Genomic DNA, 16,081 nt, shown 5'->3' on the forward strand with positions numbered 1-16,081 from the left:
TGCTAAGAGGTTAGGCTATTTATTCGTTCTGGGTCTTGTTCAGTAACTGGGCAAACTCCTCTTCGCTGTCACTGTAAGTGGAAATTCCATCTCTACGATCCTTTTGAGCTTGTTGAAGTTGAGAGAGGACACCTTCATCTTTGAAGATAACCGAGGTCATTTGCTTCTTTTGTTCATCTGTAAGTATTCTGGTCATTGGAGCCACTCTTGGTCTACTAAAAGCACGAATCTCAACCTTCAAACCATCATTTCCGGTATGTGACACAATCACGCCATCCTTAGATTGTAGCTGCTCCTTAGTCGCTTCTTGGGGGTCTTGAATAGCACGGATCAGTGCGACTTCATTCACAAACTTAGTGTTGCCTTCGGTATGTGATGCAAGGATTTGCAGCTTAACGTATTGATTGGGATAAATCTTCCGAACCTCTTCCCATTGCATGGGCTGGCACCTCCAATTTGGTTTGTCCTTATATTGTATCAGAATATGATCCATAAAAAAGTTCTCCAAAACGATGTATATCGTTCATGGAGAGCCTTTTTGTGTAAGCACCTTAGAGATTCGAAGCCTATATAAGAAGCACTAAAGAAACTAACAAAAGCAAAAGAAGCGGAGTGGAAATTTGGAACTGCAGGAGCGGTAGCGACCGCCTTCGTCACCGGACGCGAAGAGCGGTATTAATCAAGAAATCTGGGGACAACAGCGCCGGAAGTCCAAATGTTCACCGCAGTGACGATGAAGCTTCAAGTTCAAGTCTTAAGTGCGTCTTATATAGCCTAAACATTCATTATTCTGCTTCGGTATAGAATATTTTAAGTAGAATATTCTGCGAATAATTTCCAAAGTGCTCCCCGAAAATAGTAAGTCCACCTTTGTTTTTAGAATGATCATCAATACTAATCTTCAACTTGATGAAGGGGGAATCTTCGATCTTTAAATTGGCAAGTGTAACCGATGATATTTTTTGACCGTCTATTCCGGTATCTTTCTTGGTGACTCTTAAATGTTTTAAAAGGCCGTACTGGCTAAGTTTGTTATCCCACCAGGTTGGTGTTAATTTTCCGCGTACATCTGAAAAATTTCCTGGAGCCGTCCAGGTGCCTAAAAAAACATCGTTTATATAAAACGCGATATCACTTGGCCAATTATTGTTGGATTCAGGAAACTCTGAAGAAAGCTCCAGGGATAACTCTAATAATTCTGCAGTAAAATTTTTGTTAAAATCATTCGGAATAATATATTCAACGAAGCCCTCCGCAAACCAAAGTAATGAAGCATCGATCCTGTCATTGGATACGAATGCCCGTTGATCATCTAACTTTCCGATTACTTTAGTTGGGCTAGCTAATCCACATGTAGGGGTGACTGAAAAATTAGAATAGTATCCAAGCTTGATTTCATTAGTAATCACATTAAAAGGAAGATGAAGTTTTTCTGGTAAGTTGATGGAAATATGATCAACAGCAAGAATAAAATTCTTCTTTCTGCTATCGGTAACCTCTAAGTTTTCCTGGAGCTTGATTATCTTGGCGTCCTCTAGTAATCGGATATGGCGTGAAACGATAGCTTTGCTTAATTTTAGTTTTTTGGCGAGCTCACTAACATTAAGAGGCGTATGTAACAATAATTTGAGAATTGAAGCTCTTGTGTCAGATGCCAGTGCTTTCAAAACAGAAATACCATTCTCATCGAGTTCTAAGAACATATGTACCTCCTCACTCGGATTTACTAGCGGAATCAATTCTCATAAATCTAGCTTCTCGCGGCTGTTGAACATTATAACTCACATTTCGTACCCCGCCAATACTTTCCGTATCTGAAAAATCAAGTGTATAACATATTGTTAACTTTTTTGTTTACAATAAAAGGTCTAGTTAAGCGGTGACTTTTTTTTGTATACCACAAAGTTGAAAATCAGAAATAACGTTGATACAAGCTTGAAATAACGTTTTCATCATGATAGTATTTGCTTGCTTGGACAAGTAAAACAAAGAAAAATAAGTTATTTGGAGGAGGGTTTACTGTGAAACACACAAAAAAGTTAACTATTATTGTTGCGGGACTATTAGTAGTTTCACTTCTTTCAGGGTGTGGGAAAACCAGTGATTCAGCTAGTAATGGTGGAAAAGAAAGTGGCAAAAAAGAAGAGCTTCGCATCAGTTGGTGGGGAGGCGATTCGCGTAATAAAGCTGTGCAAGAAGCTATAAGTAAATTTGAAGAAGAAAATCCTAATATTAAAGTTAAGGCGGAATTCGCCGGATATGCTGGTTATCAAGAAAAAATGACTACCCAATTGTCTGGAGGGACTGCTCCTGATGTTATTCGTTTAGATTCCATGTGGGTGGATCAATATGAAAATCAATTATCAGATTTGAAAGAGTTGGGCGAAGAACTGGGTCTTTCTAATTTTTCACAAAATGTGCTTGCGCCCTTAGAAAAGGACGGTAAACTGTTAGGGCTTCCCCTTTCAACTGTCTATAGACCGTTACTATATAACAAAACGGTGACTGATAAATATGGAATTGAAGCACCCCAATCTTGGGATGATCTTTTTGCAATGAGAGATAAGTTGCCAGAGGATCATTATCCGATGGCGAATTTGGTAGGGTCAAAATATGCGTCCCCGATCGTATTTTTCTCAATTTTAGCACAGCAAACCGGACTTCCGCTTTCTGATGATAATGGAAATTTAAATTACAAAGAATCTGATTTTGAGAACATGCTATCTTTCTATCGCGAATTGGTAGAGAAAAGAATTATGCCATCCAAAAAAGAAGTGGATAACTCAGGGTCAATAGAAGGTGCGACAGCAACAGAAATAATGGAAGGAAAGTGGGTTAGCTTATTCGAGTTTACATCGAATACGAATACCATACAAAATCAGCTAAAAGAACAAGGCTTTGATTTAGAGGTGGCTGGCTTTCTTTCAATGAAAGATGAAAAATCTACGGGTGTCTGGACGAAGCCTGCCATGGTATATTCCATTCCTGAAAAAACAAAACACAAAGAAAGTGCTGCGAAGCTAATTAACTTTTTAATGAATAGTGAAGAAGCAAATAAGATTCAAATGCTTGAAAATGGTGTTCCCGACAGCAAAGCGGGAAAAGAGGTGCTTGAAAAAAACAATCTGATTACTCCGTTAACAGCTGAAATCACAAAATTAGGCGATGAAAAAAATGATAGCAAGCTTTCTACTATGTTCAAATGGGATACAGCAAAGTTGAATGATGTGTCACTGGATGTAATCACTAAGCTGGATTATGGTGAGGTCGATACGAAAGAGGCTGCAAAGGAACTGTATGCGGCTTACAAGGAACAAAAACAAAGCTTTAAAAAGTAAACATAAATGAACACAATCATTTAACGCCCAAAATTATTTACATAAGTTTATTCCAATTTTGGGCGTTGAATGTCACGAGAGGAATGCGAATAGCCATGAATAAAAATAGGTATACAGGCTTATTCTATTTAACACCATGGTTAATAGGGATTTGTTTCTTTGTAATCTACCCATTTATCATGTCACTGTATTACAGTTTTACAGACTACTCCCTGCTGGATAAGCCTGCTTTTATTGGACTGGATAATTATTCACGGATGTTTACAAGTGACCCCACCTTCTGGACCTCGGTGAAAGCCACGATCAAATTTGTATTCTTTACCGTGCCATTTAAATTAGCATTTGCACTGCTTATTGCCTATATTATGAATGCTAAATTAAAGGGAATCGGATTTTTTAGAACCGCCTATTATATTCCATCTATTTTAGGTGCCAATGTAGCTATTGCAGTATTATGGCAGTTCTTATTTAAAAGTGATGGGTTAATCAATATGGCGTTAAATATGACCGGTCTGGAAAGCATCGGGTGGTTCTCTAGCACAAGTGGAGCAATGTTTACTATTGTTTTATTACGTATTTGGCAGTTTGGTTCTGCGATGGTGATTTTTTTGAATGCGTTGTCGGAAATCCCGCAAGATTTATATGAAGCAGCTTCCATTGATGGAGCTTCAAAGTTTAGACAGTTTTTTTCAGTGACAATACCCCAGCTAACCCCAATTATATTCTTTAATTTAATCTTGCAGCTTGTGCAAGCCTTCCAGGAATTTGAGGGGCCATTCTTAGTTACGGGTGGAGGTCCAATGAAGAGCACCTACCTATTACCAATGTATATATACGATAGTGCTTTTAAAAACTTTGACATGGGATATTCCGGTGCTTTGTCCTGGGTGTTATTTATTATGATTATGATATTCACAGCCATCCTGTTCAAAACGTCAAGTAAATGGGTGTTTTATGCTGACGGAGGGAAATAACATGGAGCAAGCAATGAGAAACAAAAATAACAGAAGTGAGTACCATAAAAGAAAAATCGCTTTATATTTCAAATATTTCTTTTTGATTATAGGGACCTTAATTATGCTTTATCCGATTCTCTGGTTATTTGGGGCATCTTTTAAGAGCAATACAGAGATTTTTAAATCAATATGGTTTATGCCTAAGTCTTTTGATTTCACACCTTATATCGAAGGATGGAAGACTTCTAGCCAGTATACATTTGGAACCTACTTTTTAAACTCTTTTTTGATTGTAATTCCAAAAGTGTTATTAACCTTGATTTCTTGTATTCTGACTGCATATGGATTTGCAAGATTTAACTTTCCTATGAAAAAAGTGCTGTTTCCGGTTATGATCGCTACTCTTTTTCTTCCAGGAATCGTTACTAGAGTACCGATGTATATTTTTTGGAAGAATGTAGATCTTTTGGACACTTATATCCCTCTAATTGCCAGTTCTGCATTTGCTTGTGATACATTTTTTGTATATATGTTGGTTCAATTTTTAAGAACGATTCCCGGGGAGCTGGACGAGGCAGCAACAATAGATGGGTGTAACTCTTTTAATATTTTAATTAAAGTATTGCTCCCTATTCTAAAACCTACCCTTATTACAGTAGCTTTATTCCAGTTCATGTGGACATTTACTGAGTTTCAGGGTCCTTTAATTTATATTTCTTCAGTCGAGAAGTATCCTGTTTCAATTGCGCTTCGAATGGCGATGGATACGACATCTGTTGATTTTAGCTGGAATAAAAATATTGCTATGTCAATTATAGGGTTAATACCTTCGATTATTGTATATTTCTCTGCTCAAAAGCACTTTATTGGCGGTTCTACAGCAGGCGGAATTAAAGGATGATAACAGATAAAGAACTGACCAATGCAACAACATATAAATGGATAGGAGATGAAGATAGGTGTCACATAGGATGGAATATCCGCGTCCACAGTTAGTTAGAGACGCATGGCTTAACTTAAATGGAGCATGGCAATTTGAATTTGATGACAGGAATGTTGGAGCTGCACAGCGATGGTTTGATCCAAGTGAAAATTTTAGTCAGACCATTCAAGTTCCTTTTGCTTTTCAAACCCCTGCAAGTGGAATACACGATACCTCTTTTCATGACTATGTCTGGTATAAGCGTAATTTTACACTTGATCCAGGTTGGTATAAGAAGCGTGTTGTATTACATTTTGGAGCGGTAGATTATAGAGCTTGGGTGTATGTGAATGGTCATTATATCGGCATGCACGAGGGAGGACACACTCCATTTTCTTTTGATATTACGCATGCATTAACCGGGCAGGAGGAACAGGTGACTGTTCATGTTGAAGATCCTTCACAGGATGAAACTATACCCCGGGGCAAACAGTTCTGGTTAGAGAAGCCAGAAAGCATCTGGTATACCCGCACGACAGGGATTTGGCAGACCGTGTGGCTGGAGGCGGTAAACCCTGTTTATATTCATCAGGTGAAGTTTGAGCCCGATTTAGATCAAGGGAGCATTGGAATAGAAGTTAAATCTGAGGGATATGGATCAGAGGAATTAGATTTGGATATTCGTATTTCTTTTCGGGGAGTACCTGTTATTCAGGATCAAGTACGATTGTTGCAGCCAATAACACGTAGAACAGTAGAGCTATTTGGTTTGAAAACATTCCGGACAAACTTTCATCATGCCGGCTGGACATGGACTCCGGAAACTCCTAATTTGTTTGATGTTGAAATGAAGCTGTACGATCATGGGGTTGAGGTGGATTGTATACAATCGTATTTCGGCATGCGGAAAGTTCATACAGAGAATGGTATGGTCTATCTGAATAACAAACCTTATTATCAAAAGCTTGTACTCGACCAAGGTTATTGGCAGGAAGGATTACTTACTGCGCCAACGGATGAACACCTGAAGAAAGATATTGAATTAGCTAAAGAATTAGGGTTCAACGGTTGCCGTAAGCATCAAAAGGTAGAGGATCCGCGGTTTTTATATTGGGCAGATCGAATAGGGTTCCTTGTGTGGGGAGAATGTGCTGCGAGCGCCTCTTTTAATAGTGATGCTGTGGCCCGGTTAACCAAAGAATGGATTGAAATTATTGACCGTGATTTCAATCATCCATCTATTGTTGCATGGGTTCCGCTTAACGAAAGCTGGGGAATTCCGATGGTGAAATCGAATAAGCAGCAGCAGTACCACAGCTTAGCCATGTATAGTCTTATTCATTCATTGGATGATACCCGATTAGTGATATCGAACGATGGATGGGAAATGACACGAACTGACATTTGTGCGGTACACAATTATCAGCATGGCAGAGCAGATGAGCCCGATAAGTATGAAGAATTTAAGCGGATTCTGTCCACGAAGGAAACGATGCTTGCTTCAAAGCCATCAGCCCGCAGTGTATATGCAGATGGTTATGAGCATCGGGGAGAGCCAATCTTGTTAACTGAATTTGGTGGTATAAGCTATAAGGCTGGCGCTGACGATGGTTGGGGATATACCAGTGCACAATCTTCAGAGGATCTTGTTCTAGAATATGAAAGAATTATGAAGGCTGTATACGCTTCTAAGATTATTTATGGTTATTGTTATACGCAGTTAACAGATGTTGAGCAAGAAATTAACGGTCTATTGGCATATGATCGAACACCCAAATGCGATATGTCGTTAATTAAAGAAATTAATAGTCAATGGCATCTACGGACAATTTAATCGGAATAAATTTAATGATAAGGAGTTTATGAATCCATGACAAATGAAATATTGCTTCAAAAAATTGGACTGGTAGTAGACAAGCTTATGAATCTGGGCGGTAGCGACTATGAAAAGGATAAAACCGTGGTTCAGGCCGATACAAAATTAGGGATTGTACAACGGGATTTCGGAATTGAAGAATGGGACTGGCCGCAGGGCGTCGGTCTTTATGGTCTTTACAAGCTGCAGAAGTATTACGGCGATCACCGCTATAAGGAATTTTTTCAGAGTTGGTATTCCCGTAATCTGGAGGTTGGACTGCCTTCAAAAAACATTAATACAACAGCTCCTTATCTGGGTCTGGTTCTGCTCCTGGATCAACTTGAGCCTTCCAGCCAACTGGAACAGCTATGCCGGGAACATGCGGATTGGCTCCTTCATGAGTTGCCCAAAACTAAAGAAGGAGGCTTTCAGCATACGGTCACTGCCATTGGCAATCGGGATGGAATTCACTTGCACAATGGACAGTTATGGATTGATACGCTCTTTATGGCGGTTCTGTTTCTGAACCAGGCCGGGCGCAAGTTTAACCGGCCGGAGTGGCAGCATGAAGCTGAACACCAGATTCTGCTCCATATCAAGTATTTGTTCGACAAACATACCGGCCTGTTCTTCCACGGCTGGAGCTTCGAACGCAATGATAATTTCGGCAGTATCTTCTGGTGCCGCGGCAATTCCTGGTTCACCTATGGCATCGTCGATTACCTGGAAACTTGCCAGGATACGATTAGCCCGGGCATCCGGAAATTTCTGGTGGATACGTATAAAGCTCAGGTCAATGCCTTGGTTTCACTTCAGGAAGCTTCCGGTCTTTGGCATACAGTCCTGCAGGACCGGGCCAGCTATGAAGAGGTATCCGGGTCGGCCGCAATTGCCGCAGGTATCCTAAAAGGCATTAAAGCCGGTATTCTGGATTCCTCATATCAGGCTGCGGCAGACAAGGCCATTCAGTCGGTATGTCAAAATATTAGCGGAGATGGAACCGTACTGAATGTGTCGGCCGGAACCGGGATGGGAATGGATAAGGATCATTACAAGAACATTACCCTCATGCCGATGGCATACGGACAGTCCTTGGCTCTTATTGCCTTGTATGAAGCTTTAAAATAAACCCTGCGTAAGCTCATTTATTCATCTTTTCTTGGATACAAATAGCCTAATCCTTGAGCATTTACGCCAAAGGATTAGGCTGTTTTATCTTCTTTACCCAGTTACTCGTAAACCCGCACCTCAATAATCTCCGCATACTGGCTTCCGTTAGTCGCCCCGATCACAACGCGCAGGCGATCAGTTGTTACAGCTTCGGCAAGTGTGTGCACATGCTTGCGCTTGTGATTGTCACTTCCTGCGGCGACTGCCGTCCAGTTGCCGTCCATGTAAGCTTCAATACGATAATCCTTGACGAGCGTTGGCAGGATTTCGTAAGGCGTGATGTGATGATGCAGATTGATCAGGTCCTCATTCACATCGTCATTGAAGGTGACTTGCACCTGGCGGATGGAGGCAGGTGCGCTCCAAGAAAGCTCAAGCCATTCCGGGCGGCCGGAGTTCATTTGGTCAGAGGACCACAGGTGCGGACCGCCGTAAGGACGGAGGTATCCGTCCGTTGCTTTGACCGCAGCGAAGGCTTGTGATGGCGCAGACAGGCGGATGCATGGTGCGGTGTGATCGAATTTCTTTTTGTCCCACAGCACTACAGGCTGTGCGGGCTGATTCTGGAAATCCAAGGATACTACAGGTGTGTTGCTATGCCCATAAGCGAGCATCCCTGAAGTCGGCTGATCTGCCATATGCAGGGTGATTGCCGCATTAGCCTTGATGATCAGAAAAGCATTGCGCGGCGTCTCCGGCTGCCAGCGCAGGTCAAGCTTCACCCATTGCTGCGTCCCGGAGTTGACAGAAGCCGATGCGGATTGCAGGTGCGCATACGGAACATAATTCTCGGGCCGGCCGGTCTCCCATAGCTGGACGGTCAGCTCCGCTGCTTCGCTCGCATCGATCAGCAGCTCAATTCCGTCAAGCAGAGGATCAACCGGAAGGGTGATGCCGATGTCAGTCGTAAGAGGGACACTGAATGCCGGATGCTCTACTGCGAACCGGCTCCGTTCGCTGGAGGCACTGACGGCTGCCTGGAGCGCCAGGTCGGATTCGTCTTCATTGCGCAGGCCGAGAACGGATGCATCCTGGCGCAGCATGGTCTGCTGCAGGTCTTGCAGGTGGTTCGCATGCAGTTCACGCGGCGTAATTCCCCTGGCCGCGCAAAGTGCAGCGCCGGTGCCTGCAGCTTCGCCGATGACCGCGCAGGTAGCCATAACGCGTGTCGTCCCGAACGCGACATGCGATGCGCTGATGTCGCGGCCGGCCATCAGCAGATTGTTCACATTCACTGAATACAGTGAACGGAACGGAATGTGGTAGCTGCCGTCGGAATACATATGCTTCGAGCCTGATTCGGTAGCATACACACCCTGCGGCGGGTGCAGATCGATCGACCAGCCGCCGAAGCCAATCCGGTCCGCGAATTCACGCTGCGCAAGGATATCGTTCTGGTTCAAGATATAATCGCCTACGAAGCGGCGGTATTCCCGTTTGCCCGGAAGCGAACCGACCCATTCCAGCGTCATATTCCCGGCATCGAATTTACCGGAATTCTTAATATAGTCCCAAATCCCGTAAATGATGGACCATAGCTCGTCGCGGATGGCCTCGTTATCATGAACGGTATCCTGTTCGCCGCCGAACTCAATCCACCAGTATGCGCAGCCATTGTCGCCGCTGCGGATGATGCGGTTCTCGGTGATTGACGTTTGTGTAATATCGATGGCCATAGCCGGAGCTATATATTTGACCGGATGACCGGCATCCTTGGTATAGAAGAGCAGGGTGCTGCCGAGAGTGATATCATCTGCAACCAGCGGTGCCCATTCTTCGCCCAATTCATCGCGCGCTTCGCGGCCCATCCGGAATTCTGCACCAGCCAGGAAGCCGACCAGCCCGTCTCCGGTGCAGTCCAGATAGACCGGGCTCTCAAAACGGATGCTCCGCTCTGATCCCATCATCCATCCGGTAACCGACCGGATCTGCCGCCCGCCGTCCGCTTCCTCACCGGCCTCGGCTTCATGCACATCCGTGTTCAGAAACAGCTGGATATTCGGTTCAGCCTGCACGGCCTCAAGCACAACCATATCCCATAAATATGGATTGCCGTCTTTGTTGCGGTACTGGTTCTCTACAAACAGCTCCCCCATTATCCCCGTCTCCCGGGCATACCGGTGAATGCCGTGTGAGGTAGCGCCGCACACCCATACCCGCACCTCACTGCTGGAGTTGCCGCCAAGCACTGGACGGTTGTTGACCAGTGCGACCGTCTGCCCCAGACGTGCCGCTGCAATCGCCGCACATACTCCTGCCAGACCGCCGCCTACAACGGTTACATCCGTTTTTACCGTTTCTTTCCGCATGGTTGAATCTCTCCCCTGAGTTATGATAATATATCCGTAATTTCATAATAAATCACCTGTATATCAAATAACATGCATATAATTTCTTTTGATATATACTTTATTTCATTTCGTTATTGCTTGGAGGGAGAGCTGTGCATGCGAAATAATTGGTCAGTTCATCCAGTAGCCTATACGTATTGGGAGAAGAAGGAACAGTTCCTGCTGGAGTATGACACGTATCCTGTGTGGACGATATTTGCGGTGGAACAAGGGCAATTCGCCTACCGGTTCGGAGATCATGAGGGAGAAGCCGGATGGGGGGATATCATCGTATGTCCGCCGGGTACGCCCTTTTACCGGAGAACGGTGACAACTTTAACCTTTCATTTCATCCAGTTCGAATGGGAGGAGAAGCCGGGGCTTGAAGAAGCAGCTGCAACGCTAGGCGGAAGGTGGACGGTCAGGGATGTGGAGCGTCTGCTGTCGACTTACCGTTATATGAGGAACATCGGAAGAAGCATTCAGGAGGAGCCGGGCTTTGGACGAATGAAGCATATGCTGGAGGATTTGTGGAGACTCCTTGATATCGAGCGCAGCTTTGCGGCGGAGGAAGAGCAATCCGAAGGGGAGAGTTCCGATCAGGATATGCAGAAGGCAAGGCAATGGTTGCTTGAGCATGCCTGCACCCCTATGACGATGCAGGAGCTGGCGGCCGCGCTTAGTATCACACCGGTGCAGTTAACACGGCGGTTCCGGGCAGCTTATCAGGCGACACCTTCAGAATTTGTGACCGGAATCAGGCTCCAAAAAGCCTGCCTGCTGCTTGAAGATTCCACACAGTCCATTGAAATCATCGCCCAGCAGTGCGGTTATGAGAATGGCTTCTACCTGAGCCGCGTGTTCAGTGCGAAGCTTGGTTTAACCCCCTCGAAGTACCGCAAGCTGCACCGGCTATAAGAATTCACCAAACAAACGCGACAAACGCGCCTCTCCGAATAAGGAGGGCGCGCTGCCGGTAGTTCATATTAAGGTTGTCCTAATCAGACAGCAGTAGAGCACAACTATACAACTCGAGCCATATTCTATTGCTGCTTCGCATACCATTCAGAGAACTGCTTCTGGTATTCGGCGATGTATTTGTCGATACCGGCCGCTTTTAACCGCTCAAGGGCCTTAGGGAAAGCAGAATCATAATCACTGAAACCGCTGCCGATCGGGGCCAGGTATTCGGTGAATACGCCGTTCAGCTTGGTTTCTTCATTCTTGACCGGAGTATTGTCGAAGTTGAAGCCTGCGCCCTTGGAGATAATTGCTCCATCATCCCATGCTTTGTAATCGGCAATGAAATCATCCGGTACGGTGTTGTCAAAGCGCATGAAGTTTTTGTTCATCAGCAGCCAATCGGGAATCAGTGAATCGGTATTGATTTTGGTCAGACGGCCGTTAGCGTCCAGCGTATAATCGGTTCCCTCAATACCATAGGCGAACAGGTCGTACAGCTCCTGGTTTTTTTGCAGCAGGTTGAAGAACATGACATAACGCTCAGGGTCCTTGGCCGCGGCAGAGACGAAGAAGGCGGTGCTGTAGGTGCCTCTGCTGATTTTTGGACGGCCGGTGCCCAGGAAATAATTGACCAGCTTGGCTTCAGGCACTGCCTGCGAGATGGTAGCTGCGCCTTCGAACGGACGTGCTGCGGTTCCTGCCCAGAACATTGCTTTGCCGGAGTTCCAGTCAGACTGCAGCTGAGGCACATTGGTTGCGGCGTATTTCGGAATGATCCCTTTCTCGTACCACCCGTGCATCAGACCGGCATAGGTCTTGAATTCTGGGGATTCGAACCAGCTGATAATCTGATCATCCTTGGCAGACTCATCGAGGGCGATGAAATCATTTTGCCAATACAGATTCTTGTCGGTGAAGTCATATTGCAGCATTCTGCGGGCGTCCGTGTTGGCGTATCCGATCAGCTCGGGATGTAGCGCATGGACTTTATCATAAAATTGCTCAAGCTCCGCAAGGGAGGAGACCTGTGTCATTCCTGCTTCCTCCAGCAGATCCTGCCGGACCAGCACACTGTAAAATTCAGCGGAATTCGGTTTGTTGCCTACAGGTACCGCATATTGTTTCCCCTCTAGCTGGAAGGCCCGGAAGGAAGCCTCGTCCACTGCCGCACTCAAATCCGCTGCTGCTGCAGAGATATAGGGAGTGAGGTCCGTGTAGAGCCCTTTGGCGACAGATTTCACCATATAGTTGGCATCCGTATAGGTCGCGAAATCTTCGCCGGTCGACAGCATCAGGTCCGTTTTGCCGCCGCCGTATTCCGTCCAGGGCAGGAACTGAAATTCAACCTCGGCATTGATTTCTTTTTTGATCACATCATAGAACTCCGTCTTGGCCAGCTCCTTCATCCGGTTCGACTCGTCCCCGTACAGCACGATCTTCAGCTTGGCCGGCGCCAGAGCCGTGCCTTCAGTCCCGCTGCCCGCCGCCGTTGCCGGTGCTGAGCCTCCATTGCTGTTGCTGTCCGTATTACTAGGGTTAGCGCTTTCATTATTGCCCTGCGAACAGCCGCTTACCAGGAATACAGTTGCCAGGAGCAAACTTAACCAGCCTTTTTTCTTTGTCATGATGAACACCCTCCTGAATTAGAATTAATCTGTGAGGCTTATATTGCCAAGGCGGTGCTCCCGTAAGCTTATTGTACAACATGTCGGAGCATGGGAGCACACACCTGATGCAACCAATATTAGGTCAATGTGTCCGGAGGATCAGCCTTTCACCGAACCCACGATAATACCTTTAACGAAGAATCCCTGGAGAAAAGGATACAAAATAGCGATCGGCAGAACGGTCAGACAGGTCATCGCCATCTTCGCAGTCTCCAGCGGCGGGGCAATAATAGCGCCTCCCACCTGTGCGGCATTGCCGGAGGCCAGGAACTGAATGTTCGCCATCATGTTGTACATCAGGTATTGGATCGTATAGAGATCCTGATTGTTAACCAGCATCAGCGGCAGATAGAAGTCATTCCAGAACTGGAGCGCATAAAAGAGTGAAATCGTCACCAGTCCGACCCGGCCGAGCGGAATCATAATACTGAAGAAAATCCGCAGATGGCCTGCCCCGTCGATCTGTGCCGACTCGACAATCTCATGCGGGATGCTGCGGAAGTAGTTGGCCATCAGGAACATCAGGAACACACTTAGCACATAGGGAATGAACAGGCCGAGCAGCGTATCGCCAAGGTGATAGTATTTGGTGCTCAGCAGATACCACGGCAGTGTGCCGCCGCTGAACAGCATCGTGAAGTAGGCAAAGAAGGCGAAAAAGTTCTTCAGCCGGAAATTCCGGACGGAAATGACATAGGCATAAGCGGTAGTCACCAGTACAGCGGTCAGCGTGCCGAGTACTGTTACGACCAGCGACATGGAGTAGGCCCGCAGAATCTGCTCTGCTTTGGAGCCAAACAGGAATTCATAGGTTTCGAACGTGAACCCCCGGGGCCAGAAGGAATAGCCCTCCACAGCAATTCTCGACTCTGTAGATAGAGAACCGGATACCGCCAGCACGAACGGCACCAGGCAAATGACCGAGAATACCGCAATACAGACATAGAAGAAAATAACCAGCCCTTTGTTTTCAGTAGTTTGCATCGTATCGGTCTCCTAGAATAGTTTGCTGTCTTTGTCATACCAGCCGGCCAGCTTGTTGGCTACCAGCACCAGAATGAATCCAAAGACGGATTGATAGAGCGTAATGGCGGATGCGAAGCCGAATTCACCGGAACGGATGGCCGTGCGGTATACATAGACGTCGATAATATCGGTAGTGGGCAGCAGCAGCGGATTAAGGAACGTTACGCCCATGATCATACTCAGATCGCCCTTCAGCATGCCTCCGATTCCGAGCAGTGTCATCAGGATGATTGAAGGAATCAGCATGGGTATCGTGATTTTGGTGATAATCTGCCAGCGGGAGGCACCGTCGATCCGGGCTGCTTCATAATAGGAGGTGTCCACTCCCTGTAACACCGCATAGTAGATGATCGCGCCGTAGCCGGCACTTTTCCAGATATTCGCCAGCACCAGGATCACTACGAACAGCCACGGGCTAGAATACCAGTCCATTTGCGACAGGCCAAGCGATTGCAGCAGCTGGTTGAGAATCCCTTTGTCATAGTCGAGCAGGGAGAACAGGATGGCTCCGATAATGATCCAGGAGATGAAATACGGGAAGAACATGACACTCTGGGTGATTTTGATAAACCACTTGCTGCGCAGCTCGTTCAATATAATGGCGATAGCCACCGAGAAAAAAGTGCCGGTCAGCATGTACAGCGCATTCAGCATAACTGTGTTGCGGGTCGCCCTCAGGGCATCCTCCATACTGGAGAAGAAAAACTCGAAGTTGGAGAAGCCCGCCCACGGGCTGCCGAAAATTCCGTCGTTAAAGTTGTAGTTTTTGAAGACGAGAATCAGTCCGCTCATCGGCAGGTACGCAAATAAAATAAGAATGATGATGCCCGGCAAGGCGAGCAGATACAGCGAGCTGTCCTTCCTCAGGGATTTGCGGAAGCGCCGGGCGCTGACAGTCCGCGTAGCCGGGACAAGCTGTCCCGGTGTGCCGGGTGTTGCCTCTTGCGTCATATACAGTCCACTCCTTTATGCTAGCGTTATCATTTCATCCCGTGATTCAGGAGAACGCTTTACAAGGCAAATCATAATCCGCCGCAGAATGTAAACGCTATCATAATAAACGGGAAAAAGTTAAAAAATGCGGAATAAGCGGGCTTAAAAAAACAGAAAAAGCAGAAGTTTTCTGAATTGGGATGGTTAAATGCCTGATAAAAGCGGGGGAATAGGGATGTGAAAGGGGGGAAGTGCCTTGTATGGAGATAAATACAACATCAGAGCTAAAGAGGTGAGTTCGTTCAATGCAGCAATTTATGTATTCAGCGTTCCAACTGAAAATTCGGAGATAGTTGTATTCTGTACAATTAAAACCAGCGAAAAGGTAGGCTTGCATCGTATAACTGTATTCTGTACAACTAAATCAGCCCGAACGGGAGAAACTATCAACAAGTGCCAGTTTTAATTGTACGAAATACAACTAAACGGAGATTTGGCGGGGAATCAGACGATTTAGTTGTACAAAGTGCAGTTAAGTCTAATGCATACAGGTAGCTGGTTACTTTAAACCGCAAACCGCAAACCGCAAACCGCAAACCGCAAACCGCAAACCGCAAACCGCAAACCGCAAACCGCAAACCGCAAACCGCAAACCGCAAACCACAAACCCTCACTAGGCAATTTGCCAATGTGGTTTTCATTAATTTATTTCTGACGTTATATTAGAGGCGAAGCTGTGGAGAATGAAATGGTGGATTGAAAAGTTAAATGATAGACTTGAGGAAGAAAGCATGGGGCTGGCGCGAAAATCCTGCATAAAATACAACATTTTCCTCAAAATCTCGGCTGTAAATCAAAATTGTTGTATAAAATGCAGCATTTCTCCTCCTCCGGGCGGTTTAGCAGGACAATTGTTGT

The 16,081-nt window shown here is 45.7% G+C and carries 12 protein-coding genes; 6 read left to right on the top strand and 6 right to left on the bottom strand.

The features are described 5' to 3' along the window. Positions 1-19 precede the first annotated feature (19 nt). Positions 20-439, bottom strand: coding sequence for a hypothetical protein (locus NSU01_RS10035; RefSeq protein WP_179093423.1), 420 nt, complete (start codon positions 437-439; stop codon positions 20-22). 346 nt (positions 440-785) lie between these two features. Beyond that, positions 786-1,703 carry an ArsR family transcriptional regulator gene (locus tag NSU01_RS10040; RefSeq protein ID WP_039304509.1) on the bottom strand — a complete coding sequence of 306 codons (918 nt, stop codon included), beginning with the start codon at positions 1,701-1,703 and terminating at the stop codon, positions 786-788. A gap of 318 nt (positions 1,704-2,021) precedes the next feature. On the opposite strand from NSU01_RS10040, the gene NSU01_RS10045 reads away from it, so the two are divergent. The 5 genes from NSU01_RS10045 to NSU01_RS10065 all read left to right on the top strand — a co-directional run bounded on the left by NSU01_RS10045 (position 2,022) and on the right by NSU01_RS10065 (position 8,202). Beyond that, complete coding sequence (locus NSU01_RS10045; protein ID WP_076242680.1) at positions 2,022-3,338, top strand: ABC transporter substrate-binding protein; 1,317 nt, start codon at positions 2,022-2,024, stop codon at positions 3,336-3,338. Positions 3,339-3,433: 95 nt separating this feature from the next. Then, positions 3,434-4,312: a sugar ABC transporter permease gene (locus tag NSU01_RS10050; protein ID WP_042135197.1), complete on the top strand. Its 879-nt coding sequence runs from the start codon at positions 3,434-3,436 to the stop codon at positions 4,310-4,312. A gap of 1 nt (position 4,313) precedes the next feature. Then, positions 4,314-5,195: a carbohydrate ABC transporter permease gene (locus NSU01_RS10055; RefSeq protein WP_076242681.1), complete on the top strand. Its 882-nt coding sequence runs from the start codon at positions 4,314-4,316 to the stop codon at positions 5,193-5,195. A 70-nt stretch (positions 5,196-5,265) separates the two neighbouring features. Next, a complete protein-coding gene (locus NSU01_RS10060; RefSeq protein ID WP_076242850.1) occupies positions 5,266-7,050 on the top strand; it encodes a glycoside hydrolase family 2 in 1,785 nt (594 codons plus the stop codon). A gap of 36 nt (positions 7,051-7,086) precedes the next feature. After that, positions 7,087-8,202, top strand: coding sequence for a glycoside hydrolase family 88 protein (locus NSU01_RS10065; protein WP_076242682.1), 1,116 nt, complete (start codon positions 7,087-7,089; stop codon positions 8,200-8,202). Positions 8,203-8,303: 101 nt separating this feature from the next. Here NSU01_RS10065 and NSU01_RS10070 read toward each other — a convergent pair whose 3' ends face one another. After that, entirely contained in the window at positions 8,304-10,553 is a 2,250-nt protein-coding gene (locus NSU01_RS10070) for an FAD-dependent oxidoreductase (RefSeq protein ID WP_042135203.1), read from the bottom strand. Positions 10,554-10,691: 138 nt separating this feature from the next. On the opposite strand from NSU01_RS10070, the gene NSU01_RS10075 reads away from it, so the two are divergent. Next, positions 10,692-11,492, top strand: coding sequence for an AraC family transcriptional regulator (locus tag NSU01_RS10075; protein WP_076242683.1), 801 nt, complete (start codon positions 10,692-10,694; stop codon positions 11,490-11,492). A gap of 125 nt (positions 11,493-11,617) precedes the next feature. Here the strand turns inward: NSU01_RS10075 and NSU01_RS10080 are convergent, their stop codons facing one another. The 3 genes from NSU01_RS10080 to NSU01_RS10090 all read right to left on the bottom strand — a co-directional run bounded on the left by NSU01_RS10080 (position 11,618) and on the right by NSU01_RS10090 (position 15,181). Beyond that, positions 11,618-13,162, bottom strand: a complete 1,545-nt coding sequence (locus NSU01_RS10080; protein ID WP_076242684.1) for an ABC transporter substrate-binding protein — start codon at positions 13,160-13,162, stop codon at positions 11,618-11,620. Between the two features lie 141 nt (positions 13,163-13,303). Beyond that, the gene (locus NSU01_RS10085; RefSeq protein ID WP_076242685.1) at positions 13,304-14,188 is read right to left on the bottom strand and encodes a carbohydrate ABC transporter permease; all 885 of its coding nucleotides are present in this window, start codon (positions 14,186-14,188) and stop codon (positions 13,304-13,306) included. Between the two features lie 12 nt (positions 14,189-14,200). Next, the gene (locus NSU01_RS10090) at positions 14,201-15,181 is read right to left on the bottom strand and encodes an ABC transporter permease subunit (RefSeq protein WP_052421752.1); all 981 of its coding nucleotides are present in this window, start codon (positions 15,179-15,181) and stop codon (positions 14,201-14,203) included. Positions 15,182-16,081 lie beyond the last annotated feature (900 nt).

The organism is Paenibacillus sp. FSL H8-0259 (assembly GCF_037963255.1).
Classification (GTDB): Bacteria; Bacillota; Bacilli; order Paenibacillales; family Paenibacillaceae; genus Paenibacillus_AQ; species Paenibacillus_AQ phytohabitans.

Coding starts and splice junctions, on each gene's coding strand:
- NSU01_RS10080 (WP_076242684.1), bottom strand. CDS start 13,162: ATGACAAAGAAAAAAGGCTGGTTAAGTTTGCTCCTGGCAACTGTATTC.
- NSU01_RS10035 (WP_179093423.1), bottom strand. CDS start 439: ATGCAATGGGAAGAGGTTCGGAAGATTTATCCCAATCAATACGTTAAG.
- NSU01_RS10075 (WP_076242683.1), top strand. CDS start 10,692: ATGCGAAATAATTGGTCAGTTCATCCAGTAGCCTATACGTATTGGGAG.
- NSU01_RS10070 (WP_042135203.1), bottom strand. CDS start 10,553: ATGCGGAAAGAAACGGTAAAAACGGATGTAACCGTTGTAGGCGGCGGT.
- NSU01_RS10085 (WP_076242685.1), bottom strand. CDS start 14,188: ATGCAAACTACTGAAAACAAAGGGCTGGTTATTTTCTTCTATGTCTGT.
- NSU01_RS10040 (WP_039304509.1), bottom strand. CDS start 1,703: ATGTTCTTAGAACTCGATGAGAATGGTATTTCTGTTTTGAAAGCACTG.
- NSU01_RS10090 (WP_052421752.1), bottom strand. CDS start 15,181: ATGACGCAAGAGGCAACACCCGGCACACCGGGACAGCTTGTCCCGGCT.
- NSU01_RS10060 (WP_076242850.1), top strand. CDS start 5,266: ATGGAATATCCGCGTCCACAGTTAGTTAGAGACGCATGGCTTAACTTA.
- NSU01_RS10055 (WP_076242681.1), top strand. CDS start 4,314: ATGGAGCAAGCAATGAGAAACAAAAATAACAGAAGTGAGTACCATAAA.
- NSU01_RS10065 (WP_076242682.1), top strand. CDS start 7,087: ATGACAAATGAAATATTGCTTCAAAAAATTGGACTGGTAGTAGACAAG.
- NSU01_RS10050 (WP_042135197.1), top strand. CDS start 3,434: ATGAATAAAAATAGGTATACAGGCTTATTCTATTTAACACCATGGTTA.